Origin of the sequence: Pseudomonas fluorescens (genome assembly GCF_018614655.1) — a bacterium.
Classification (GTDB): domain Bacteria; phylum Pseudomonadota; class Gammaproteobacteria; order Pseudomonadales; family Pseudomonadaceae; genus Aquipseudomonas; species Aquipseudomonas fluorescens_BX.
The window spans coordinates 127,010-149,503 of sequence record NZ_JAGGOG010000024.1 but is presented as its reverse complement, the minus strand read 5'-3'; the positions used below and the strand labels follow the sequence as shown (position 1 = coordinate 149,503).

General features: G+C 59.5%; 21 protein-coding genes. 13 read left to right on the top strand and 8 right to left on the bottom strand.

What is annotated here, in order from left to right; translation table 11 throughout:
* Window positions 1-67 precede the first annotated feature (67 nt).
* From J7E41_RS23480 to mrcB, 3 genes are read right to left on the bottom strand one after another with little or no spacing between them, the layout of a single operon-like run.
* On the bottom strand, window positions 68-397 hold the full coding sequence (locus J7E41_RS23480) for a YqcC family protein (protein ID WP_214996653.1): 330 nt from the start codon (window positions 395-397) through the stop codon (window positions 68-70).
* The gene (locus J7E41_RS23475) at window positions 397-1,128 is read right to left on the bottom strand and encodes a tetratricopeptide repeat protein (protein WP_214996651.1); all 732 of its coding nucleotides are present in this window, start codon (window positions 1,126-1,128) and stop codon (window positions 397-399) included. The genes J7E41_RS23480 and J7E41_RS23475 overlap by 1 nt, the downstream gene beginning before the upstream one ends.
* Before the next feature lie 16 nt (window positions 1,129-1,144).
* The gene (gene mrcB, locus J7E41_RS23470) at window positions 1,145-3,469 is read right to left on the bottom strand and encodes a penicillin-binding protein 1B (RefSeq protein WP_214996649.1); all 2,325 of its coding nucleotides are present in this window, start codon (window positions 3,467-3,469) and stop codon (window positions 1,145-1,147) included.
* 118 nt (window positions 3,470-3,587) lie between these two features.
* On the opposite strand from mrcB, the gene J7E41_RS23465 reads away from it, so the two are divergent.
* The 3 genes from J7E41_RS23465 (at window position 3,588) to J7E41_RS23455 (ending at window position 6,058) form a co-directional block, all read left to right on the top strand.
* A complete protein-coding gene (locus J7E41_RS23465) occupies window positions 3,588-5,144 on the top strand; it encodes an AAA family ATPase (protein ID WP_214996647.1) in 1,557 nt (518 codons plus the stop codon).
* 92 nt (window positions 5,145-5,236) lie between these two features.
* Complete coding sequence (locus J7E41_RS23460; RefSeq protein WP_214996645.1) at window positions 5,237-5,581, top strand: pentapeptide repeat-containing protein; 345 nt, start codon at window positions 5,237-5,239, stop codon at window positions 5,579-5,581.
* Between the two features lie 204 nt (window positions 5,582-5,785).
* Window positions 5,786-6,058 (top strand): TfoX/Sxy family protein, encoded by a 273-nt coding sequence (locus J7E41_RS23455; RefSeq protein WP_155584253.1) that lies wholly within the window; start codon window positions 5,786-5,788, stop codon window positions 6,056-6,058.
* 272 nt (window positions 6,059-6,330) lie between these two features.
* Here the strand turns inward: J7E41_RS23455 and J7E41_RS23450 are convergent, their stop codons facing one another.
* Genes J7E41_RS23450 through J7E41_RS23440 form a run of 3 tightly spaced genes read right to left on the bottom strand, consistent with a single transcriptional unit; the run spans window position 6,331 to window position 9,010 of the window.
* Window positions 6,331-7,053: a heme ABC transporter ATP-binding protein gene (locus tag J7E41_RS23450; protein ID WP_435304139.1), complete on the bottom strand. Its 723-nt coding sequence runs from the start codon at window positions 7,051-7,053 to the stop codon at window positions 6,331-6,333.
* A 44-nt stretch (window positions 7,054-7,097) separates the two neighbouring features.
* Complete coding sequence (locus J7E41_RS23445; protein WP_214996640.1) at window positions 7,098-8,135, bottom strand: FecCD family ABC transporter permease; 1,038 nt, start codon at window positions 8,133-8,135, stop codon at window positions 7,098-7,100.
* Window positions 8,132-9,010: a heme/hemin ABC transporter substrate-binding protein gene (locus J7E41_RS23440; RefSeq protein ID WP_214996638.1), complete on the bottom strand. Its 879-nt coding sequence runs from the start codon at window positions 9,008-9,010 to the stop codon at window positions 8,132-8,134. Before J7E41_RS23440 ends, J7E41_RS23445 begins: the two co-directional genes overlap by 4 nt.
* A gap of 207 nt (window positions 9,011-9,217) precedes the next feature.
* Here J7E41_RS23440 and J7E41_RS23435 point away from each other — a divergent pair, with 207 nt between their 5' ends.
* Window positions 9,218-9,535 (top strand): Rieske (2Fe-2S) protein, encoded by a 318-nt coding sequence (locus tag J7E41_RS23435; protein ID WP_214996636.1) that lies wholly within the window; start codon window positions 9,218-9,220, stop codon window positions 9,533-9,535.
* Here the strand turns inward: J7E41_RS23435 and sfsA are convergent.
* Both sfsA and J7E41_RS23425 read right to left on the bottom strand, forming a co-directional pair.
* Window positions 9,532-10,245 carry a DNA/RNA nuclease SfsA gene (gene sfsA, locus J7E41_RS23430; RefSeq protein WP_214996634.1) on the bottom strand — a complete coding sequence of 238 codons (714 nt, stop codon included), beginning with the start codon at window positions 10,243-10,245 and terminating at the stop codon, window positions 9,532-9,534. The two genes, J7E41_RS23435 and sfsA, sit on opposite strands and share 4 nt — an antisense overlap.
* Window positions 10,245-11,417 (bottom strand): pyridoxal phosphate-dependent aminotransferase, encoded by a 1,173-nt coding sequence (locus J7E41_RS23425; RefSeq protein ID WP_214996632.1) that lies wholly within the window; start codon window positions 11,415-11,417, stop codon window positions 10,245-10,247. Before J7E41_RS23425 ends, sfsA begins: the two co-directional genes overlap by 1 nt.
* A gap of 322 nt (window positions 11,418-11,739) precedes the next feature.
* Here J7E41_RS23425 and dksA point away from each other — a divergent pair, with 322 nt between their 5' ends.
* The 9 genes from dksA to panC all read left to right on the top strand — a co-directional run bounded on the left by dksA (window position 11,740) and on the right by panC (window position 22,305).
* Window positions 11,740-12,183 carry an RNA polymerase-binding protein DksA gene (dksA, locus tag J7E41_RS23420; protein ID WP_155584246.1) on the top strand — a complete coding sequence of 148 codons (444 nt, stop codon included), beginning with the start codon at window positions 11,740-11,742 and terminating at the stop codon, window positions 12,181-12,183.
* Between the two features lie 84 nt (window positions 12,184-12,267).
* Window positions 12,268-13,155 (top strand): tRNA glutamyl-Q(34) synthetase GluQRS, encoded by an 888-nt coding sequence (gluQRS, locus tag J7E41_RS23415; protein ID WP_214996630.1) that lies wholly within the window; start codon window positions 12,268-12,270, stop codon window positions 13,153-13,155.
* A gap of 62 nt (window positions 13,156-13,217) precedes the next feature.
* Window positions 13,218-13,394, top strand: coding sequence for a hypothetical protein (locus J7E41_RS23410; RefSeq protein ID WP_003176118.1), 177 nt, complete (start codon window positions 13,218-13,220; stop codon window positions 13,392-13,394).
* On the top strand, window positions 13,378-16,332 hold the full coding sequence (locus J7E41_RS23405) for a sensor histidine kinase (RefSeq protein WP_169352893.1): 2,955 nt from the start codon (window positions 13,378-13,380) through the stop codon (window positions 16,330-16,332). Before J7E41_RS23410 ends, J7E41_RS23405 begins: the two co-directional genes overlap by 17 nt.
* 22 nt (window positions 16,333-16,354) lie before the next feature.
* The gene (locus J7E41_RS23400) at window positions 16,355-17,791 is read left to right on the top strand and encodes a sigma-54-dependent transcriptional regulator (RefSeq protein ID WP_169352892.1); all 1,437 of its coding nucleotides are present in this window, start codon (window positions 16,355-16,357) and stop codon (window positions 17,789-17,791) included.
* Window positions 17,792-18,514: 723 nt separating this feature from the next.
* A complete protein-coding gene (locus tag J7E41_RS23395) occupies window positions 18,515-19,921 on the top strand; it encodes a polynucleotide adenylyltransferase PcnB (RefSeq protein WP_214996628.1) in 1,407 nt (468 codons plus the stop codon).
* A gap of 5 nt (window positions 19,922-19,926) precedes the next feature.
* Window positions 19,927-20,412, top strand: coding sequence for a 2-amino-4-hydroxy-6-hydroxymethyldihydropteridine diphosphokinase (folK, locus tag J7E41_RS23390; protein WP_214996626.1), 486 nt, complete (start codon window positions 19,927-19,929; stop codon window positions 20,410-20,412).
* Window positions 20,413-20,653: 241 nt separating this feature from the next.
* Window positions 20,654-21,454, top strand: coding sequence for a 3-methyl-2-oxobutanoate hydroxymethyltransferase (panB, locus tag J7E41_RS23385; RefSeq protein WP_214996624.1), 801 nt, complete (start codon window positions 20,654-20,656; stop codon window positions 21,452-21,454).
* On the top strand, window positions 21,451-22,305 hold the full coding sequence (panC, locus tag J7E41_RS23380; RefSeq protein ID WP_214996622.1) for a pantoate--beta-alanine ligase: 855 nt from the start codon (window positions 21,451-21,453) through the stop codon (window positions 22,303-22,305). The genes panB and panC overlap by 4 nt, the downstream gene beginning before the upstream one ends.
* The last annotated feature ends 189 nt before the right edge of the window (window positions 22,306-22,494 follow it).

Here is a 22,494-nt window from a genome sequence, read left to right as displayed (position 1 = left end):
CTCGCCTGAATGTCGTCAAGCGGTAGAAATGTGCGCAAGACTGCCGGAAAACCCGGCAGTCAGGCAATTAACGAGCGTCAGCGATGAGTTGATCGAACTTTTTCAGCGCATTCCGCAGACCAAGGCTTTCCAGAGGACGGTCGGCATAGACCATCTCGGCCATCTCCAGAATTCCCGACGCATTCGGCAGCGGCAGGTCCTGCTCAAGAATTTGCTTCATCCGCACCAGGAAAATCCATTGCAGCCATTGATGGAAGTCCAGGGTATCAACGGAAAAAGGCTCGACACTGCTCAGCGCTTCGTTGCTGGGGGACACTTCGTCCCACCAGCCCTGCAATCGCAGCTCACGCTCAATCAGCAACAGCTGTTCGGCAATCGCCGGAAAACGTGCATCCATCAGAGGCGAACCTTGGCTTTTTGCCGAGCCTGAGCAGCACCGGCAGCATCGCCCTGCTTCTCGCGGGCGTCACCAATCAAGCCCCACAGACTGGCTTGCAGGTCAGGACGACCGTTGGCCAGAGTCAGGCCACGACGAGCAAATTGCTCCGCTTGCGGTGCATCGCCCTGGGCCATGCGTACCTGCGCCAGACGATAGAGCACTTGCGGCTCCCGAGGCGCTACACGTTGGGCGCGCTCGAGACTGGATGACGCACCGTTCAGGTCGCCACCAGCCTGTTGTTGCTGAGCGGTGGTGAGCAAGGCCAGTACCGGGCCGTCGAGCTGTTCATCAGCCGACAAACCACCGCCGCCGGCAGACGGAATCCCGCTCGGCGTCGAAGGCATGTTGTAGGTGCCTTGATTGACCGGCGCCGTTTGAATCGGCGTCGAGTCCACCGGGCCAGGCGTGATCGGTCCCACCGTGAACGGCTGAGTGCTGATCGGCGCGGAGGTTGCCGCGCCACCGCCAGGAACCATCACCACCACGCCGGAATCCTGCGGTATGGATTGAGCCTTGGCCTGTGTCGGACGTGTAACCACGGTCTGACGGAAGCCACCATTGGCCGAGAGACGGTCGTTGTTGGACACTGCGGTTCCGGCATCCACCACCGGAATAGAGCCGCGCTGCACGCTGGCGCAACCATTGAGCAAAGCCAGAGCTGTAATAGCTGGAATCCACCACTTGTTCACTTGAAACCCTCTTTGCTTAATTCATCCAGCCCTTGACCCAATCCATCACCGATTCAGCATCAGCGGGAGCACTGCCACCGCATGCCGCACCGGGAGGCGGTTCGCTGCCGCGAATATACGGCATCTGCACAGCGCCCGGACAGTTGGCATCGGAACCCTGCCCGGTACGGGAATCAATCCAGGCCTGGACGATATTGTCCGGCTGCGGCATGTTCAGTGGTAACGGGTCGGCCTTGCGCATAAAACTGGTCCAGACCTGCAATGCACCGGTGGCCCCGGTAAAGGGGGTTTTGCCGTTGTCATCGCGGCCCAGCCAGACCACGGCCAGCAAGTCCTGGCTGAAACCGGCAAACCAGCTGTCTCGCGAATCGTTACTGGTGCCGGTCTTGCCGGCCAGCGTCAGGTTTGATGGCAGCACGCTGTAAACCGAACGCCCCGTACCCTCACGCATAACCCGCTGCATTGCGTTCTGGATCAGATAAATAGAAGCCGGATCGAAGCGCTGCTGAATCTGGAACGGATAACGTTTGAGCGGCTCACCTTCGGCAGTCAAGACGCTGCGAATCCCGCGCATCGGCGTGTTGAAACCACCGTTGGCGAGGGTCTGATACATGGTCGCCACTTCAATTGGGGTCATCCCACCGGCACCCAGCAACATCGACGGATACGCCGGGAATTCACGGTTGACGCCCAGGCGTGCCAAAGTTTTCAGGACATTGGGAACCCCCACTTCTAGGCCAAGGCGCGAGGTCGACAGGTTGTAGGAATGCGCCAGCCCCTGATACAGGAACACCGTACCGTGGGAGCGACGGTCATAATTCTGCGGTTTCCACACCTGGCCATCGGCGCCCTTGACTGCCAGCGGGTCATCGGACAGCCAACTGGTCAGGGTGTATTTGCTCGGTTTCTCCAAGGCCGTCAGGTACACCGCGGGCTTGACCAGTGAGCCAATCGGCCGCACGGCATCCAATGCCCGGTTGAACCCGGCAAAGCTGGCCTGGCGACTGCCGATCATGGCCTGGACCTCACCGGTTTCCGGGTTGGTCACCACCATTGCCGCTTCGACTTCATCGGAGCCTTTACGGCCCGCCAGACGCTTGAAGGTGTCATTGACCGAGGCTTCGGCCTTCATCTGCAGGATCGGGTCGAAGCTGGTAAAGATCCGTAGGCCTTCTTCGGTCAAGTCTTCGTCGCGATAGTCTTCACGCAGTTGGCGTTTGACCAGGTCAATAAAGCCTGGGAACGAGCTGTCGGCCAGCTTGCCGCGAGTGGTCACACCCAGTGGCATTTTCTTCGCAGCCGCCACTTGTTCAGGTGTTGCGACGCCTTGTTGTTCAAGCACATCCAGCACCAGATTACGCCGCTCCAGTGCACGCTCAGGGTTACGGCGCGGGTTGTAGTAGGACGGCCCCTTGACCATGCCCACCAGCAACGCAACTTGATGCAATTTCAGCTCGGACAATGGCTGGCCAAAGAAGAACTGACTCGCCAGGCCAAAGCCGTGGACCGCACGTTGACCGTCCTGGCCCACGAACACCTCGTTGAGGTAGGCCTCAAGGATCTCCTGCTTGCTGTAATGCAGCTCCAGCAGCATCGCCATCATGGCTTCGGTGAGCTTACGGGTCAGGCTGCGCTCGCTGGTCAGGTAGAAGTTCTTGACCAACTGTTGCGTCAGGGTACTGCCGCCCTGGGTCATCTTGCCGCCAGAGGTATTGACCCAGATGGCTCGGGCAATCGACTTGGGTGACACGCCCCAGTGGCTGTAGAAATCCCGATCTTCCACGGCAATCAGGGTGTCCAGCAGGTAAGGCGGAACCTGATCGATCTTGATCAGGATGCGATCTTCCAGGTTTTTCGGATAAATCCCACCGATCAACAGCGGTTCCAGACGCACTACCGGCAGCTTCGAGCCGTTGAGCGAAGACAGTTCGGCCACGTAGTCGCCAGAGAAACGCACACGTACCGGCTGGGGTTTCTCCAACCCTTCGTAGAACTGGAAGCCACGGGTGTTCAAATCAACGGTATTGCCGCTGACCGAGGCGGCGCCGGGACCATTGCTCACGTTCTCCCGGCGATAGCCAAGGGCGTCGAGCTCTGTAAGGAAGTCATCCTTGCTCAGCTTCTGGCCGGTGAACAGCTCCAGAGGGCGCGCGTAAACCTTGGCCGGGATGGTCCAGCGCTTGCCGGAGAACTTCTCCTGGACCACAGCATCGAGGTAAACCGCGAAGCCTGCGATCACCACGAGACCGACCAGGCCGAGCTTGAGCGCCCAGCCCAGCCAGGGGCGCAGGCCGCTGGAAGGAGGTTTTTTACGGGAACGGGGAGATCGGGTACGAGTCATGGCGGCGGATTATACGCACTTTATTGATGACCAACATGAGCCGGACAGCGGTTTGCACTACCTGCCACAGCAGCCATAATGCCCGCCATGAATTTTTCCAGACTCTGAAGGATCGCCCGTGAGCCAGTCTTTGATCACAGCCCTGCAAAACCCGGCCCTGTACCCTCATCCGGTGGATGAGTTTCAAGTTATCGAAACCCACATTTCCTGGGTCGTGCTCACGGGTCCCTACGCCTATAAAGTAAAAAAACCAGTCAACTTCGGCTTCCTCGACTTCACCAACGTGGACGCCCGCGGCCACTTCTGCAACGAAGAGCTGCGCCTCAACCAGCGCCTGACCGAAGATTTGTATCTTGAAGTGTTGCCTATCACCGGCAGCGTCGAAGCGCCGCAATTGGCTGGCGATGGCCCGGTCATCGACTACGCCCTGAAAATGCGCCAGTTCCCGCAAAGCCAGCTGCTTAGCACCCTGCAAAAAAACGGCGAGCTGACCACGGCCCACATCGACGAGATGGCCAAGCAGATCGCGCACTTTCACCTCAATGCGCCCAAGGTTGCGCAAGACCACATCGCCGGCACCCCGGAAGAGGTGATGGCTCCTGTGCGGCAGAACTTCGAGCAAATCCGTCCATTCTTGAGTGACAAGGCCGACCTGCTGCAACTGGAAGCCCTCCAGGCCTGGGCCGAAAGCAGCTTCGAGCGCCTCAAGCCGCTGTTCGAACAGCGCAAGCTCAATGGTTTCATTCGCGAATGCCACGGTGATATCCACTTGGGCAACGCGACCCTCATCGATGGCCACGTGGTGATCTTCGACTGTATCGAGTTCAACGAGCCGTTTCGCTTCACCGACGTCTACGCCGACACCGGCTTCCTGGCCATGGACCTCGAAGATCGCGGTCTCAAGTCCCTGGCCCGGCGTTTTATCAGCCAATACCTTGAGTTGACCGGCGACTATCAAGGCCTGGAACTGCTCAACTTCTATAAAGCCTATCGCGCCCTCGTGCGGGCCAAGATCGCCCTGTTCAGCATGCCGGCCGAAGCCGACGCCGTGCAGCGCGCAACCACGTTGCGCCAGTACCGCAACTACGCCAACCTGGCGGAAAGCTATAGCACCATCCCATCGCGCTTCCTGGCCATTACCCATGGTGTGTCGGCAACCGGCAAAAGCCATGTGGCCATGCGCTTGGTGGAAGCATTGGGAGCTGTTCGCCTGCGTTCGGACGTCGAGCGCAAACGCCTGTTTGGTGAACAGAACGTCGAAAACACACCGCAGGCCGGAATTTATGCGACCGATGCCAGCGCCACCACTTATGAGCGATTGAACTCGATCGCCGATACCGTGCTGCGCGCGGGCTTCCCGGTGGTGCTGGATGCCACCTTCCTCAAACGTGAACAACGCGATGCAGCGGCGAAGATCGCCGAAGCCACGGGTGCACCGTTCCTGATCCTGGACTGCAACGCGCCGCAAGCCGTTATCACCAGCTGGCTGGCACAACGTCAGGCGGACAAGAACGATCCTTCCGACGCAACGCTGGCTATCATCGAAGAGCAACAGGCTAACCGCGACCCACTCAATGCCGAAGAATTGCTGCTCAGCAAGCGGGTCGAGACCAATGAAAGCGGGACGCTTGACGCATTGGTCGCGCACATTCGTCAGCGTCTGCCCGGCCTGTAAGAAAAATTTCTTGGTCGTGAAGCCCTCATTGGCCCACGACCAGGAAATAGTGGCACTATAATGGCGCCATAATTCCAACAGGAGACGCCGTTGTGAGCCAGCCGAAGCTTCTTGATTCCTCGCTGTACGCGCTTCTGCATAAAGATGATATCCGCGGTTTTAACCAGGAACGTCCGAAAGACGGCACCATCGACATGCGCAGCGGTGACTTTCGTGGCCTGGACCTGCGGGACCTGAACGCCGAGGGCGTGGATTTCACCGACGCTTACTTCCGCTCCGCCGACCTGCGCGGCCTGGACTTGCGCGACTGCTCCCTGGAAGGCGCCAGCCTGGCCCATGCACAGATCTCGGGCACCTACTTCCCACCGGAGCTGACTGCCGACGAGATCCTCATGTCGGTCAATTTCGGCACTCGCCTGCGCTACCGCACCAAGTAGCACGGCCGCTGACATCTCAAGTGGCGCGCCCGGTGTACCGGGCTCCCTTCGCTTGCCTGCGAACAAAATCCCGACATCTGCCTTAGAAGCTTTTGCGTCGTTACCGACCAAACAACTACGTTTTTCCTACTGAGCGCTACACTCCTTTCAGGCTCGCCTGGTCACGATACCCACCGCACCATTCGGCCGTCGCAAGGAGGCTTGATGAATGATGAGTTGCAACACCTGAAGAACCTTGGCAAGACATCGGCGCAGTGGCTGCATGCGGTGGGCATCCACAGCGCATCGGATCTTCGCCGTCTGGGGGCGGTAGACGCTTACAGGGCCGTACGAACTCGAGGGTTCAGAGCCTCCAAAGTGTTGCTGTATGCCATCGAAGGAGCGCTGATGGATATGCACTGGAACGACCTTCCCGCCGAGCGTAAGGAGGCGTTGAATCGCCAACTGGATGCCCTTTCAGCCCGTCACAAGAATTGAACTGGCCAACTGGCCTAGCGTTTACGGGGACTCCAAACGAATATTCGAGGAAAGTCGAAACGACTTCAAAAACAAATCTTGACTCTCAAATGAGAATCGTTATGATTATCACAACTGATCGCGAGATCAGCCGATAACTGGAAGACCATTGGTTCGGACTCTCAGATTATCTCCTCATCAGGCTAATCACGGTTATTTGACCCGGCTCTTGCCGGGTCTTTTTTTGCCTGGGGAAAAGTGAGCGGCGGCAGACGGTTAAACAGCTCAACGTATCAGCGCGCGATAATCAGCGGATGACCCCGTTCGGGATGCGCTTGCACCAACACGTCTAGGCCAAACACCGCTTTCAGAGGTCCGGGCTGCATGACCTGCGCTGGTGTATCCAAGGCATGCGGACGGCCGTCCTCCAGCAGCAGGATGCGATCACAGTAGCGGGCGGCCAGGTTGAGATCATGCAGGATGACCAGCACGGCGGCGCCACGGTCGGCAAAAGTGCGAATGGCCTGCAGGGTCGTGTGCTGGTGCAGTGGGTCGAGCATCGATGTCGGCTCATCCAGCAACAAGGTCTGCCCGGCCTCACCCGGCCAGAGTTGCGCCAGTACCCGTGCCAAGTGCACACGCTGGCGCTCGCCACCCGACAAGGCCAGGTAACTGCGCCCACTCAGGTGGCCGACGTCGGCGGCGTGCAAGGCGGCGCTGATAATCTCGTCGTCGCGCACCCGACCGGTCTGATGAGGCAAGCGGCCCATGCCGACAACTTCTTCAACACGGAAGGCGAAATCCAGGGTCGACGTCTGCGGCAACACCGCCAGGCGCTGGGCCCGTTGCGCGTCACTCCAATCCTTCAACTCCCGCTGATCCAGCCAGACCTGCCCGTGGTCCGGTTGCAACTCACCGCACAAGGCACCCAACAAAGTACTTTTGCCCGCGCCATTAGGCCCCAAAACACCGAGCACTTCGCCTGGACGCAAATCGAGGGTGATGTCCGTCAACACGGTTTTCTTGCCGCGACGGATCTGCAGTTCTTGCACTCGCAGCATCAGGCGCGTCCTCGTAACAACAAGTAGAGAAAAAATGGTGCGCCGATAAACGCCGTGACTATGCCGATCGGCAGTTCCGCCGGCGCCAGGGCCAGGCGGGCCACCAGATCGGCAAACAGCAGCAAGCTCGCCCCCGCCAGCACCGAGGCGGGCAGCAACACTCGATGATCGGGTCCGGCCAGCAGGCGTACCAAATGAGGCACCACCAGACCGACAAAGCCAATCATCCCGGCAGCGGCCACCGCAGCACCCACCCCCAGTGCTGTGCAAAACACCAACTCACGCTTCAGCCCTTCGACATCGATCCCCAAGTGACTGGCTTCCGACTCTCCCAGCAACAGCGCATTCAACGCCTTGGCCCGGCGCGGCAGCCATAGCGCAACACCCCCACTCACCAACAGCAGCGGCCACAACCGTGAGTAGCTGGCGCCGTTGAGACTGCCCAGGTTCCAGAAGGTCAGGGTGCGCAAGGTGGCGTCATCCGCCAGGTAGGTAAACAGCCCGACCGCAGAGCTGGCCAGGGCTGTCAGCGCGATCCCGGCAAGCAGCATGGTGGCGACATTCGTCTGGCCGTTGCGCCGTCCCAGGCGGTAGACCAGCGCCGTCACACCCAAGCCCCCGAGAAACGCACACAATGAAAGCAAATACGGCCCAAGGGCATCCGGCAGCCCGCCAAAGAACGCGCCGCCGACAATCGCAATCGCAGCCCCCAATGCCGCACCGCTGGAAACACCCACCAGGCCTGGGTCAGCCAACGGGTTGCGAAACAGTCCCTGCATGGCGACGCCCGACAGCGCCAGCACACCGCCAACCGCCAGCCCCAGCAAGGTACGCGGCAGGCGAATCTGCCCCAGGATCAACTCCGCCTGCTCCAGCCCGCGGGCTTCAATCGGCACGCCGAGCAAGCGCAAGGCCGCCCGCAACGTATCCAGCAGCGGCAGGCTGACTGGCCCAAGGGCCAACGACAGCCAGATAGCCAATACACACAGCAGACTCAAGCCAATAAATAGCGTTCGTGGTTTAACCAGAGGGGTCATGGGGCAGTTTTAGCCTGAGACGGATAGAAGCCGGCGGACAGCTTCACCAGGCTTTGTGGAAGGCGCGGTCCCAGGCCGCCCACCAGCAGCGTGGGATCCAGCTCAAAGACGCGATCATTTTTGGCTGCTGGCGTTGAAGCCAGGATCGGATTCTCCTTGAACAACGCGGCACGCGCAGCCTCCCCCGTCAGAGCGCGATCAGCGAACACCAATACGTCAGGACTCAAGCCCGCCAGGGACTCGACGGAAAACGGCTTATAACCACTGTGAGTCGCCAGGTTATGCCCGCCCGCCTGCCGCAATATCCAATCGGCAGCGGTATCTTTACCGGCAATCAGTGGTTTGCCACCGGCATGCCCCAGCAGTAACAGGACTCCTGGCGCCTTTTGCGTGGTTTGGGCCTTGGTGAGCCAGCTCTTTTGCTGCTCAAGCTGCTGCTGATAATCGGTAAACAACTCAGCGGCCTTTGCTTCGTTGCCCAGCAACTGGCCCAAATGCTGAAGATTGCCCTTCAAGGTCGGCAGGTCAGGCTGGGCCGAAAACATCTCGACCTGCACGCCCGCGCTGCGAATCTGCGCCAATACCGGTGGTGGCCCCATTTCTTCGGTGCCTACCAGGATTTGCGGACGCAAACTGAGAATGCCTTCGGCCGAAAGCTGGCGTTGGTAACCGATGCTCGGCAATGCCTTGAGCGATGCAGGGTGCTGGCTGGTGGTGTCGACACCCACCAATTTCGATTCCGCGCCCAAAGCTGTCACCCACTCCGACAACGCCCCGCCAGCGCTGACCCAACGTTGCGGCGGTTCAGAGGCCTGAGCCCCATGATTGACCAGCAGTCCGACAACAAGCGCAATAGCGCTGGCACTCAGGCGCATAAAAGGGTTTCCTTCCAAGGGGTTGACCCACTGAATCACTCGGCCATGTGACAGATCAACACTGTCTGGCATCGTACTGAGCGAGCAGTTACCTAACGGGCGAAGCGGGCATTTGATAATTGTTTGCATTTGCACGTCAAGCACCGGGCTCATCCGTAAAATCAGGATAGCCCTGCAGCCCGCAAACGACGGTCCTTGAGGATAGATATGAAGTTTCTTTGCCCTTCCCAGGCACTTGCCCAAGACAGCAGCCGTGGCTTCGATGTCGATGGCCGCAAGCTGTTTGCCGTTCGCAGGGAGGGCATGGCCTACTTTTATGTCAACCGATGCCCCCATCGCGGCGTACCGCTGGAATGGCAGCCAGACCAATTCCTCGATCCCAGCGCCAGCTTGATCCAGTGCGCGACCCACGGCGCACTGTTCCTGATCGAAAGCGGTGAGTGCGTCGCAGGCCCGTGTGCCGGCCAAAGCCTGACGGCCCTGCCCGGCCGCGAAGACGAGCAGGGCCTGTGGGTGCAGCTCTAGTCGTCCAGAATCACACCCAGGCGCCGGTCGATACAGATTTCCTCTGAAGTCACTCGCACGCCATACGCCAACACTTCTACGCCAGCAACCTTGGCTTCCCGCAACGCCGCAGCGTAACCCGCATCAATCTCTTCAGCCGGACGCACCGCGTCGATACCGGACAGGTTGACGCAATATAGCTGCACCGCCCGCACGCCATTACGGGCCAGGTGTGCCAGTTCTCGCAAATGCTTGGCCCCACGCTGAGTCACCGCATCGGGAAACGCCGCTATCGAGGAGCCGTCAAAGCCGAGGGTGACGCTTTTGACTTCGACATAGGCCGCACCTGCCGGGTAATCCAGGCGAAAGTCGATTCGGCTGTTCTCCTGACCGTAGGCCACTTCACGCTTCAGCCCGGTAAAGCCACTGAGTTCAGCGATCACGCCGGCCCGTAGCGCTTCTTCGACCAACTGATTGGCACGCGCCGTGTTAACGCAGGCCAGGCGCCCCTGGGGGGTCTCGCTGATTTCCCAGGTACCGGGCAACTTGCGCTTGGGGTCGTTGGACCGGCTGAACCAGACTTGACCGCCTTCGACCATGCAGTTGAACATCGAACCGGTGTTTGGGCAGTGAATGGTCAGCAATTCGCCGGTAACGGTTTCGATATCGGCAAGAAAGCGCTTATAGCGGCGAATCAACCGCCCTTCTTCGAGAGGAGGATGAAAGCGCATCAGCCTTGCCAACTCCGCAAGCCACGGGCAATCCGCTCCACGGCTTCCTGTAGCCGATCAAGGTTTTGCGTGTAGGCAAATCGCACATGGTGACCGGCCTGATAACGACCGAAATCCAGCCCCGGCGTGAAAGCCACATACTCTGTTTCCAGGAAATGCCGGCAGAACGCGAAGGCATCGCCGCCAAATGCGCTGATATCGGCATACAGGTAGAACGCACCTTCCGGCTCGACGGCGATGCCGAACCCCAGTTCTCGCAGCGCCGGCAGCAGGAAGTCCCGCCGACGGCCAAACTCAGCGCGACGCTCTTCAAGAATGCTCAACGTTTGCGGGGTAAAGCAGGCCAAAGCCGCGTGCTGCGCCATGCTCGGCGCGCTGATGTAGAGGTTCTGCGCCAACTTCTCCAATTCACCGACCGCCTCAGGCGGCGCCACCAACCATCCCAGGCGCCAGCCGGTCATTCCGAAATACTTAGAAAAGCTATTTAAGACGAGGGCTTCATCGTCCACTTCCAACACGCTGGCGGCATCGGTGCCGTACGTCAGCCCGTGATAGATCTCGTCCACCACCAAATGCCCATTACGCGCCTTGATCGCGCTCGACAGCCCGGCCAGCTCGTCACGCGTCAGAAGGGTGCCGGTAGGGTTGGCAGGTGAGGCGACCAGCGCGCCCACGCTGTCCTGATCCCAGTGACGGGCCACTAGGTCGGCGGTCAATTGATAACGCACTTCGGGGCCCACCGGAACCAGTTGCGCCGCCCCTTCTACCAGCCGCAGGAAATGCCGGTTGCACGGGTAACCCGGGTCTGCCAGCAACCAATGCTTGCCTGGATCAACCAGCAGGCTGCTGGCCAGGAGCAAGGCGCCCGAGCCGCCCGGGGTGATCAGAATACGCTCGGGGTCGATGTCCAGGGCATAACGCTGCTGGTAGAAACCACTGATGGCTTCGCGCAACTCCGGCAGGCCACGGGCCGCGGTGTAGCGGGTCTTGCCATTGGCCAGCGCCTCTTGTCCGGCCTGGATGATGGGCGCGGCCGTCGTGAAATCCGGCTCGCCGATCTCCAGGTGGATCACATCATGGCCGACGGCCTGCAATTCGTTGGCCCGCGCCAGTAACGCCATGACATGAAAAGGTTCGATAGCGCGACTGCGCGCACTGTAGGGCTGAGCCATTAGCCTTCCTTACTGATGAGGACAAACTTCGATTCTACCCAACCGGCGGCGCAAAACACGCTCTATTGCCCTGACGCCCGCGCCAGACGTTTCGGGCAAGTGCCAGCAAACCGGCTAAAATTAACCTTCCAGACAGTACAAGCCCCGCCCTGCTACGGCCTGCGGCTGTTTGCAAGCCCCACAAAGCAGGGCCTCGACAACCGGGAGTGGCGCACCCCGAATCTATCTGGTAAGTTCGCCCGCTTGCAGCCGCAGGGCCGGCAGGTGTCGGTGATGTTGCAATCCTGCGCAATGGATTAGAAGAGTGAGAGGCGGTCCATTCATGCCCACCCAAGCAAAGCAACAGCAAACTCAAGGCCTCAGTGGCTTCGAACCCTACGTGGAAAAGAAGGGCGAGGAGTACATGGGCGAGCCCATGCGCAAGCACTTCACAAAGATCCTGCAAAAGTGGAAACAAGACTTGATGCAGGAGGTCGACCGTACCGTTGACCATATGAAGGACGAAGCGGCCAACTTTCCTGACCCGGCAGATCGTGCCAGCCAGGAAGAAGAGTTCAGCCTTGAACTGCGTGCCCGTGATCGCGAGCGCAAGCTGATCAAGAAAATCGACAAGACTCTGCAACTCATCGAAGACGAAGAGTATGGCTGGTGCGAATCCTGCGGCGTCGAGATTGGTATTCGTCGTCTGGAAGCGCGTCCTACCGCTGACATGTGCGTGGACTGCAAGACCTTGGCGGAAATCAAGGAAAAACAGGTCGGCAAGTAATTACCGCCGAGCTGAACAAATGGGGCGTGCGAACGCCCCATTTTTGTTTCTGTCATTTGTGTCTTTTCCAGTAATATCTGGCCCATGACAGCCTCTTCTTACATCGGGCGCTTCGCCCCTACTCCCAGCGGACACTTGCACTTCGGTTCCCTGGTCGCAGCCCTCGCCTCGTACCTCGACGCCCGCGCAAACAGTGGCCGCTGGCTGATGCGCATGGAAGACCTTGACCCGCCACGGGAAGAGCCGGGCGCCCAGACAGCCATCCTCAATGCCCTGGAAAGCTACGGTTTTGAGTGGGACGGCGAACTGGTCCTACAAAGTGAGCGGCACGAGGCCTATGCCGAAGTGCTCAATGGCCTGTTCAACCATGGGTTGGCCTACGCCTGCACATGCTCGCGCAAGCAACTGGAGCCCTATAACGGGATTTATCCCGGCCTTTGTCGCAACGCAGGCCATGGCCAGCAAGATTCTGCCATCCGCCTACGGGTTCCGGAGCTGGAATACCACTTTACTGACCGGGTGCAGGGCCAATTCCGACAGCACTTGGGTCGCGATGTCGGCGACTTCGTGATTCGTCGCCGTGACGGTCTCTACGCTTATCAACTGGCCGTGGTGCTCGACGATGCCTGGCAAGGTGTTACCGATATCGTGCGCGGCGCCGACTTGCTCGACTCAACCCCTCGTCAGTTGTACCTGCAGGAACTGCTGGGCCTGTCCCAACCGCGCTATTTGCATGTACCACTGATCATCCAGCCGGACGGCAACAAACTGGGTAAATCCTACCGCTCACCGCCCTTGACCACGGACCAGGCCACACCTTTGCTGCTCAGGGCACTGCGCGCCCTTGGCCAGCAGCCGAAAGACGAATTGCATCACGCCAGCCCGAGGGAACTGCTGGATTGGGGCATTCGCCACTGGGATGCCATGCAGATCCCGCGCACACTGACCCTGGCGGAAGCGCAATTGCATTAAGGGCTCTTGCAGCTTGGCGCCCATCCGTTACCATCGCCGCAGTTTTTTACTCAGAGGCCAGTATGTATATCTATCGATTGGTCCTTCTGCTGGTCGTCGGGATCTATCTGTTTTCTCCCGCCATCATGGATTGGTGGATCGACGCCACAGGCGCGTGGTACCGGCCTTATCTGCTTTGGCTGATTCTGATCGTTGTGACTTTCATCCTGCAGAGCCAAAAAGATGCCGATGAGCTTTAGCCTGACCCAAATGCTGCTGATCAGCGCCGCCTACCTGGCCGCGCTGTTCGGGGTGGCCTGGATCAGTGAGCGTGGAATGATTCCGCGGGCGATCATTCGCCATCCGTTGACCTACACCTTGTCGCTGGGCGTCTATGCCAGCGCCTGGGCGTTTTATGGCACGGTGGGCCTGGCCTACCAGTACGGTTATGGCTTTCTCTCCAGTTATCTCGGGGTGTCCGGGGCATTTTTGCTCGCCCCAGTGCTGCTATACCCGATCCTGAAAATCACCCGCACCTATCAACTGTCATCCCTCGCAGACCTGTTTGCCTTCCGCTTTCGCAGCACCTGGGCGGGGGCACTGACCACGATTTTCATGTTGATCGGCGTTCTGCCGCTACTGGCATTGCAGATCCAGGCGGTCGCCGACTCCATCGGCATCCTCACCCGCGAGCCAGTACAGCACCGGGTTGCCCTGAGCTTCTGCGCGCTGATTACCCTGTTCACGATTTTCTTCGGCTCACGGCATATCGCAACCCGGGAAAAACACGAAGGCCTGGTGTTCGCGATTGCTTTTGAGTCGGTGATCAAGCTCATCGCCATCGGTGGCGTCGGCCTCTATGCGCTGTACGGCGTGTTTGATGGCCCGCAACAGCTGGAGTTGTGGCTGCTGCAAAACCAGACCGCGCTCGCCGCGCTGCACACACCGCTACAAGAAGGCCCATGGCGCACGCTGCTGCTGGTGTTCTTTGCCTCAGCCATCGTCATGCCGCACATGTATCACATGACTTTCACCGAAAACCTCAACCCGCGCTCGCTGGTCAGCGCGAGCTGGGGGCTGCCGCTGTTTTTGCTGTTGATGAGCCTGGCGGTGCCGCTGATCCTCTGGGCCGGCCTGAAACTGGGCGCAACCACCAATCCGGAATATTTCACCCTGGGTGTCGGGATTGCCGCCAACAGCAAGTCACTGGCACTGCTGGCCTATGTTGGCGGCTTGTCGGCTGCCAGCGGGCTGATCATCGTCACGACCCTGGCGTTGTCGGGCATGGCGCTCAATCACTTGGTGCTGCCGCTGTATCAGCCGCCCGCAGAGGGCAATATCTACCGCTGGCTGAAATGGACACGACGAGCGCTGATCGTCGCGATCATCATGGCCGGTTACGGCTTCTACCTGTTGCTGGGCGCCGAGCAAGACCTTGCCAACCTCGGCATCGTCGCTTTCGTGGCCACCTTGCAGTTCCTGCCGGGCGTGCTTTCGGTCCTGTATTGGCCGACCGCCAACCGCCGTGGCTTTATCGCCGGGCTTCTGGCAGGGATCCTGGTGTGGCTGGTGACCATGCTGTTGCCGCTGGTCGGCAATCTGCAGGGCTTCTACATTCCGTTGTTGAACATGATCTACGTGCTGGACGACACCAGTTGGCACATGGCGGCCATTGCCTCGCTGGCGGCCAACGTACTGATGTTCACCCTGATCTCGCTGTTCACCAACGCCAGCCCTGAAGAAACCAGCGCCGCCGAGGCGTGCGCGGTGGACAACGTGCGTCGTCCGCAGCGCCGGGAATTGCACGCGGCGTCTCCTCAGGAGTTCGCGACACAACTGGCCAAGCCTCTGGGCGCCAAGGCTGCGCAAAAGGAGGTCGAGCAGGCATTGCGCGACCTCTACCTGCCCTTCGACGAACGCCGCCCTTATGCCTTGCGTCGCCTGCGCGATCGTATCGAAGCCAACCTGTCCGGGCTGATGGGCCCCAGCGTGTCGCAGGATATGGTCGAGACCTTCCTGCCCTACAAAGCGGGTGGCGAGAACTACGTGACTGAGGACATCCACTTCATCGAAAGCCGGCTGGAGGATTATCACTCACGCCTCACCGGCCTTGCCGCCGAACTCGACGCCCTGCGCCGCTATCACCGCCAGACCCTGCAGGAGCTGCCCATGGGCGTGTGCTCACTGGCCAAGGATCAAGAGATCCTGATGTGGAACAAGGCCATGGAAGAGCTCACCGGCATTGCTGCCCAGCGTGTGGTGGGCTCACGCCTGAACACCATCGGCGATCCATGGAAAGAACTGCTCCAGGGCTTTATCAACCTGCCGGATGAGCACTTGCACAAACAGCACCTGGCCCTCGACGGCCAGACTCGCTGGCTCAATCTACACAAAGCGGCCATCGATGAGCCCCTGGCACCCGGCAACAGCGGTTTAGTGCTGCTGGTGGAAGACTTGACCGAAACCCAGATGCTCGAAGACAAACTGGTGCACTCCGAGCGGCTGGCCAGCATCGGTCGCCTGGCCGCCGGTGTCGCCCATGAAATCGGCAATCCGATCACCGGCATCGCCTGCCTGGCGCAAAACCTGCGGGAAGAGCGTGAAGAGGACGGTGAAATCACCGAAATCAGCGGGCAAATCCTCGAACAGACCAAACGCGTTTCGCGCATCGTGCAGTCGCTAATGAGCTTCGCCCACGCTGGCGCCCATCAGAATCACGACGAGGCGGTGTGCATTGCCCAAGTCGCCCAGGACGCTATTGGGCTGCTGGCCTTGAACCGACGCAATTTCGAAGTACAGTTCTTCAACCTGTGCGACCCGGAACACTGGGTCGACGGCGACTCCCAGCGTTTGGCGCAGGTACTGATCAATTTGCTGTCCAACGCCCGCGACGCGTCACCGGCCGGCAGTGCGGTACGCGTCAAGAGCGAGGCTTTCGAGCACACCATCGACCTGATCGTCGAGGACGAAGGCAGCGGCATTCCACAGAACATCATGGACCGATTGTTCGAACCCTTCTTCACCACCAAGGATCCGGGTGAAGGCACCGGTCTGGGCCTTGCACTGGTCTATTCCATCGTTGAAGAGCATTATGGACAAATCACCATCGACAGCCCGGCTGACACCGAAAGCCAACGCGGCACCCGTATTCGGGTGACCTTGCCGCGTCATGTCGAAGCGACGTCCGCTGTGAACTGAGACCGTCGAGAGAATTGAATCAATGCCGCACATTTTGATCGTCGAAGACGAAACCATTATCCGCTCTGCCTTGCGTCGCCTGCTTGAACGTAATCAGTACCAGGTCAGCGAAGCCGGCTCGGTGCAGGAAGCCCAAGAGCGTTTCAGCATTCCCACGTTCGACCTGATCGTCAGTGACCTGCGCCTTCCGGGCGCGCCTGGTACCGAGCTGATCAAGCTCGGCCAAGGCACGCCGGTGCTGATCATGACCAGCTACGCCAGTCTGCGCTCTGCGGTGGACTCGATGAAGATGGGCGCGGTGGACTATATCGCCAAGCCTTTCGACCACGACGAAATGCTCCAGGCTGTGGCCCGGATCCTGCGCGACCGACAGTCGGGCAGTAATGCACCGGCCGAACGCCCTGCCGGCAAAGCGGCCAACGGTGCTGAAAAGCCCGGCATCGACAACAGCAATGGCGAAATCGGCATTATTGGTTCCTGCCCACCGATGCAGGACCTGTACAGCAAGATCCGCAAAGTGGCGCCCACGGACTCCAATGTATTGATTCAGGGCGAGTCGGGTACCGGTAAAGAACTGGTAGCACGCGCCCTGCACAACCTGTCCAAGCGCGCCAAGGCGCCGATGATTTCGGTGAACTGCGCGGCGATTCCCGAATCTCTGATCGAATCCGAACTGTTCGGCCATGAAAAAGGCGCCTTTACTGGCGCCAGCGCTGGGCGTGCTGGCCTGGTTGAAGCAGCCGATGGTGGCACCTTGTTTCTTGATGAAATCGGTGAGTTGCCGCTGGAAGCCCAGGCACGACTGCTGCGGGTACTGCAAGAAGGCGAAATTCGCCGCGTAGGCTCGGTGCAATCGCAGAAGGTCGACGTACGACTGATCGCGGCCACTCACCGGGACCTGAAAAGCCTGGCGAAGATCGGCCAGTTCCGTGAAGACCTTTATTACCGCCTGCACGTGATCGCCCTCAAACTGCCAGCTCTGCGTGAGCGTGGCGCCGACGTCAACGAAATCGCCAATGCGTTCCTGGTGCGCCAGAGTGCCCGGGTCAACCGGACCGACCTGAAGTTCGCCACCGACGCCGAGCAGGCGATTCGGCATTACTCCTGGCCGGGTAACGTGCGGGAACTGGAGAACGCGGTAGAACGCGCGGTGATTCTCTCGGAGAGCCCGGAAATCTCCGCTGAGCTGCTGGGCATCGATATCGAGCTCAGCGACCTGGACGATGACGACTTCATTGGCTTGGCCCCACAACAGGGCGCAGGCAGCAACACCAGCCACGAACCTACCGAAGATTTGTCACTGGAAGATTACTTCCAGCATTTCGTCCTGGAGCATCAGGACCATATGACCGAGACCGAACTGGCCCGCAAGTTAGGCGTCAGCCGCAAATGCCTGTGGGAACGGCGCCAGCGCCTGGGCATTCCACGGCGCAAGACCGGGGTAGCCAGCGAAAGCTGAGAGGGGTTCCCCCACAGGTAACACCCTCAGATGTGAAAAAACTGTTACCGCAGACAATTCACGTAACAAAAGCCGGGGCTTACGGTAACGAAGCCCCGGCTTTTTTTGACCCTCAAAAAACCAGAAACCGCCTTTGACCCCTTATTTTGCTGGGCCTCGTAAAAGTTGGCACGCACCCTGCTATATGCTTAGTACAAAAACAATAACAAGCAAATGTACAAGACAATAAAAATAAGACGTATCGACTCACGCATAATAAAAACAACACGGCGGAGGCGCAGCTAACTGATTCTTTTGGAGAGGCGTTGCATTTGGGGCTTGCCCCGCAACCAGGCCGAGAACAACAAAAACTGCCCTAAGGCAGAGCCTGAACTGGTTGGATCGTAGATCAGCAACACAGCGACCAAAGCAATCCGTTTGCTCTTGGCTCCCGATTGGGAGGGTCATGAAGGTGAAGCTTCATGGCAAGGGCGATCAACAAAAACAAGAAGCCCGAAATCAATAATAAAAATAGAGCACGCAACTACTTCTGGGGGAGCTTCGGCTCCCCTTGTAGTTTCTACAATTTGGCTTCTGGAATGTGACCGTTTCCCCCTTCTTTAAGCTTCTGGCTCAAGGCTTGCAGCTAGTTCCTACACCATCCCCTGACTAAATGCTAGAATCCCGGCCCATCATGCGGTCATTCTTCGTTATGGCCGAACATTCCTTCAAACAGTGCATCCCATGCTGAAGAAGTTGTTCCAGTCATTCCGTTCGCCTTTGCGTCGTACGCAACACAAACGCAGCACGCCTGAAGTGCTCAACAGCAGCCAGCATTCGCTGCAACGCGCCCAGTTCAGCCGTTATGCGGTGAACATCGTCGAACGCCTGCAGAACGCCGGCTACCAGGCTTACCTGGTCGGTGGTTGCGTGCGCGACATGCTGCTCAATATCACGCCCAAGGATTTCGACGTCGCCACCAGCGCCACGCCGGAACAAGTGCGGGCCGAATTTCGCAATGCGCGAATCATCGGTCGGCGCTTCAAATTGGTGCATATCCACTTCGGTCGCGAAATCATCGAAGTAGCGACCTTCCGCGCCAATCACCCGCAAAACGATGAAGAGGAAGACAGTAACCAGTCTTCCCGCAACGAAAGCGGGCGCATCCTGCGGGACAATGTCTACGGCACCCTGGAAGAAGACGCGCAGCGCCGCGACTTCACCATCAACGCTCTGTACTACGACCCGGTCAGCGAGCGCATCCTCGATTACGCCAATGGCGTACACGATATCCGCAACAACCTGCTGCGCCTGATCGGCGACCCGACGCAACGCTACCAGGAAGACCCGGTGCGGATGCTGCGGGCTGTGCGTTTTGCCGCGAAGCTGAACTTCGGTATCGAGAAACACACCGCCGCGCCGATTCGCGAACTGGCACCGATGCTGCGGGAAATCCCCTCGGCTCGCCTGTTCGAAGAGGTGCTCAAGCTGTTCCTCTCCGGCTACGCCGCCGACACCTTTGAAATGCTCGTGGACCTACAGTTGTTCGATCCATTGTTCCCGGCCAGCGCCGAAGCACTGGAGCACAACCCGACGTATACCCACACCCTGATCAGCGAAGCCCTGATCAACACCGACCTGCGAATCAAGCAGAACAAGCCGGTGACCCCGGCCTTCCTGTTTGCCGCCCTGCTGTGGCCTGCGCTGCCTGCACGGGTATTGCGCTTGCAGGACCGTGGCATGCCGCCGATTCCGGCCATGCAGGAGGCTGCTCACGAACTGATCGCCGAACAGTGCCAGCGCATCGCCATCCCTAAGCGTTTCACCATGCCGATCCGCGAGATCTGGGATATGCAGGAGCGCCTGCCACGTCGCAGCGGCAAACGCGCCGATATGCTGCTGGACAACCCGCGCTTTCGCGCCGGCTACGACTTCCTGCTGCTGCGTGAAAGCGCTGGCGAGCAGACCGACGGGCTGGGTGAATGGTGGACGGATTATCAGGACGCCAACGACAGCGAACGTCGCGAGATGATTCGTGACCTGAGCGGCAAAGGCGATGGCACCGGTGATGCGCCGAAAAAACGTCGACGCAGCAGCGGTAGCAAGCGCAAACGTAGCGCTGCTGATGCGCCGAGCGCGTCTGGCGAGTAAGCACGATGGAGCGCATCTATATCGGTATGGGCAGCAACCTGGCTGCCCCGGAACAACAATTGCGCAGCGCTATCGAGGCCTTGGCGCAATTGCCGAACACCACGCTGGCGGGCGTCTCTGCCTTTTATCAAAGTGATTCCTTGTCCCCTGGCCAACCGCGTTACACCAACGCGGTTGCGGCCTTGGACAGCGACCTCGCGCCGCTGGCATTGCTGGATGCGCTGCAAGCCATCGAACACGATCAGGGCCGTGAACGCCTCGAACGCTGGGGCCCACGAACGCTGGACCTGGACATCCTACTGTTCGGTGATCGACTGATTGACGAGCCCCGACTCAAGGTGCCGCACTACCAGATCCATCTACGGGCATTCGTACTCTACCCCCTCGCCGAACTGGCCCCAGCCAGCCTGCAATTGGCCGATGGCCGCCGCCTCAGTGAACTGCTCGCCGCCTGCCCGTTTGTCGGTCTCGAGCGCCAGCCTGAAGCCTGAGACTTCCTGCTGAATCGCATCAGTAACAGGGGTAACACCCCCACCGTAACAATGCGGTAACACATCCAATTGACTTCCAGAGTTCTCCTCACGACTATAGGCGTCCCGCTGCCGCCAACCCGGCGCTAAAGGGCGCAATCCAGGCCTTATAAGCACTGATTCTTAAGAAAGTGCGCCTGTATAAACGAAGACTCACGCGCGTTACTCGCTGTTTCCAAGCGCCTGAACGAGGACCCTTTTCATGCCAAACATTACCCTGACCACCTTGCAGAGCCTCAAACTCAAAGGTGAAAAAATCACCATGCTGACCTGCTATGACGCCACCTTCGCCCAGGCTAGCTGCCAGGCTGGAGTTGAGGTGTTACTGGTGGGAGATTCCCTGGGCATGGTTCTTCAAGGGAATGACAGCACCTTGCCCGTCACCACCGATGAACTCGCCTACCACACGGCCAGCGTCAAACGCGGTAACGACGGGGCATTTATCATCGCCGACCTGCCGTTCATGGGTTACGCCACCGTCGAACAGACCCTGCACAACGCCGGAAAACTGATGCAAGCCGGTGCGCACATGATCAAAGTGGAAGGGGCGGCCTGGCTCGCCGAATCGATTCGCCTGCTAGCCGAACGTGGCGTTCCCGTATGCGCGCACATGGGCCTGACACCTCAGTCGGTGAACATCCTCGGCGGCTATAAGGTACAAGGCCGCAATGAGGCCCAGGCACGCCAGATGCGCGCCGATGCCATCGCCCTGGAGCAGGCGGGCGCGGCCATGATCCTGTTGGAGTGCGTGCCCAGCGAACTGGCGGAGGAAATTACCCAGGCCGTCAAGGTACCGGTGATCGGCATTGGCGCTGGCTCCGCCACCGACGGCCAGGTCCTGGTGCTGCACGACATGTTGGGCCTCTCCATTACCGGCCACGTACCGAAGTTCGTGAAAAACTTCATGGCCGGCCATGACAGCGTTCAGGCCGCGCTGAGCGCCTACGTCACCGAAGTCAAAGCCGTCACCTTTCCGGGCATCGAACACGGGTTCTCTGCATGAACACTGTTAAAACCGTACGCGAACTGCGGGCCGCCGTCGCCCGCGCGCGCAGCGAGGGCAAACGCATTGGTTTTGTGCCGACCATGGGCAACCTGCACAGCGGTCACGCCGCCCTGGTAAGCAAGGCAACGCAGCGGGTGGACTTCGTGGTGGCGAGCATTTTTGTCAATCCGCTGCAATTTGGCGCCGGAGAAGACCTCGACAAATACCCACGCACCCTGGCGGCTGATCAGGAAAAACTGCTCCAGGCCGGCTGCAACCTGCTATTCACGCCCACCGTCGAAGAAATGTATCCCGACGGTATGGCCGGCCAAACGCGCGTCAGCGTCCCACACCTGTCCGAAGGACTGTGCGGCGCCAGCCGTCCGGGGCATTTCGAAGGTGTGGCGACCGTGGTCAGCAAACTGTTCAACATGGTTCAACCAGACCTGGCCGTGTTTGGCCAGAAGGACTACCAGCAACTGGCCGTCATTCGCGCCATGGCCCATGACCTGAACATGCCGATCCAGATTATCGGCGAGCCTACCGTGCGCGCTGATGACGGGCTCGCACTGTCATCCCGCAACGGCTACCTCACCGAGGAACAGCGGGCGATCGCGCCAGTGCTCTACCGCAGCCTGAGCCAGATCGCAGCAGCCATCGAAGCCGGAGACCGGGATTTCGACAAGCTGCGCGCCGAACAGATCCAACAGATCGAAGCGACTGGAATGCGCATGGATTACTTGGAGGTCCGTCAGGGCCAGCATTTGCGCCCCGCCACGGCCGAGGATCGCGACGTGGTGATCCTGGTAGCAGCCTATCTGGGCGCCACCCGATTGATCGACAATCTACATCTGAGTTTGAACCCGTAAGCCCCCGCCTGTTGCACTGTCTGATGCGCCGGTATAAAAAAGTACCGGCCACAGCGCAGACAAAGCCAAGACAGATCGACACGCTAGGTTTAATGTAATCGCCCTACGCTATTTGTTGGCGTTGGCACCCCGTCCGACCCCTGTCATCCGATAAAAACAGGACGTTCCGGACTTTCCAGTGTCCTAAAG

Bases quoted from the DNA above. Each gene is read 5' to 3' on its own strand.
- panC (WP_214996622.1), top strand. From the start codon at position 21,451: ATGAACACTGTTAAAACCGTACGCGAACTGCGGGCCGCCGTCGCCCGC.
- J7E41_RS23400 (WP_169352892.1), top strand. From the start codon at position 16,355: ATGCCGCACATTTTGATCGTCGAAGACGAAACCATTATCCGCTCTGCC.
- J7E41_RS23395 (WP_214996628.1), top strand. From the start codon at position 18,515: ATGCTGAAGAAGTTGTTCCAGTCATTCCGTTCGCCTTTGCGTCGTACG.
- dksA (WP_155584246.1), top strand. From the start codon at position 11,740: ATGCCCACCCAAGCAAAGCAACAGCAAACTCAAGGCCTCAGTGGCTTC.
- gluQRS (WP_214996630.1), top strand. From the start codon at position 12,268: ATGACAGCCTCTTCTTACATCGGGCGCTTCGCCCCTACTCCCAGCGGA.
- J7E41_RS23455 (WP_155584253.1), top strand. From the start codon at position 5,786: ATGAATGATGAGTTGCAACACCTGAAGAACCTTGGCAAGACATCGGCG.
- J7E41_RS23440 (WP_214996638.1), bottom strand. From the start codon at position 9,010: ATGCGCCTGAGTGCCAGCGCTATTGCGCTTGTTGTCGGACTGCTGGTC.
- J7E41_RS23410 (WP_003176118.1), top strand. From the start codon at position 13,218: ATGTATATCTATCGATTGGTCCTTCTGCTGGTCGTCGGGATCTATCTG.
- J7E41_RS23445 (WP_214996640.1), bottom strand. From the start codon at position 8,135: ATGACCCCTCTGGTTAAACCACGAACGCTATTTATTGGCTTGAGTCTG.
- J7E41_RS23405 (WP_169352893.1), top strand. From the start codon at position 13,378: ATGCCGATGAGCTTTAGCCTGACCCAAATGCTGCTGATCAGCGCCGCC.
- sfsA (WP_214996634.1), bottom strand. From the start codon at position 10,245: ATGCGCTTTCATCCTCCTCTCGAAGAAGGGCGGTTGATTCGCCGCTAT.
- J7E41_RS23425 (WP_214996632.1), bottom strand. From the start codon at position 11,417: ATGGCTCAGCCCTACAGTGCGCGCAGTCGCGCTATCGAACCTTTTCAT.
- J7E41_RS23480 (WP_214996653.1), bottom strand. From the start codon at position 397: ATGGATGCACGTTTTCCGGCGATTGCCGAACAGCTGTTGCTGATTGAG.
- panB (WP_214996624.1), top strand. From the start codon at position 20,654: ATGCCAAACATTACCCTGACCACCTTGCAGAGCCTCAAACTCAAAGGT.
- J7E41_RS23435 (WP_214996636.1), top strand. From the start codon at position 9,218: ATGAAGTTTCTTTGCCCTTCCCAGGCACTTGCCCAAGACAGCAGCCGT.
- mrcB (WP_214996649.1), bottom strand. From the start codon at position 3,469: ATGACTCGTACCCGATCTCCCCGTTCCCGTAAAAAACCTCCTTCCAGC.
- folK (WP_214996626.1), top strand. From the start codon at position 19,927: ATGGAGCGCATCTATATCGGTATGGGCAGCAACCTGGCTGCCCCGGAA.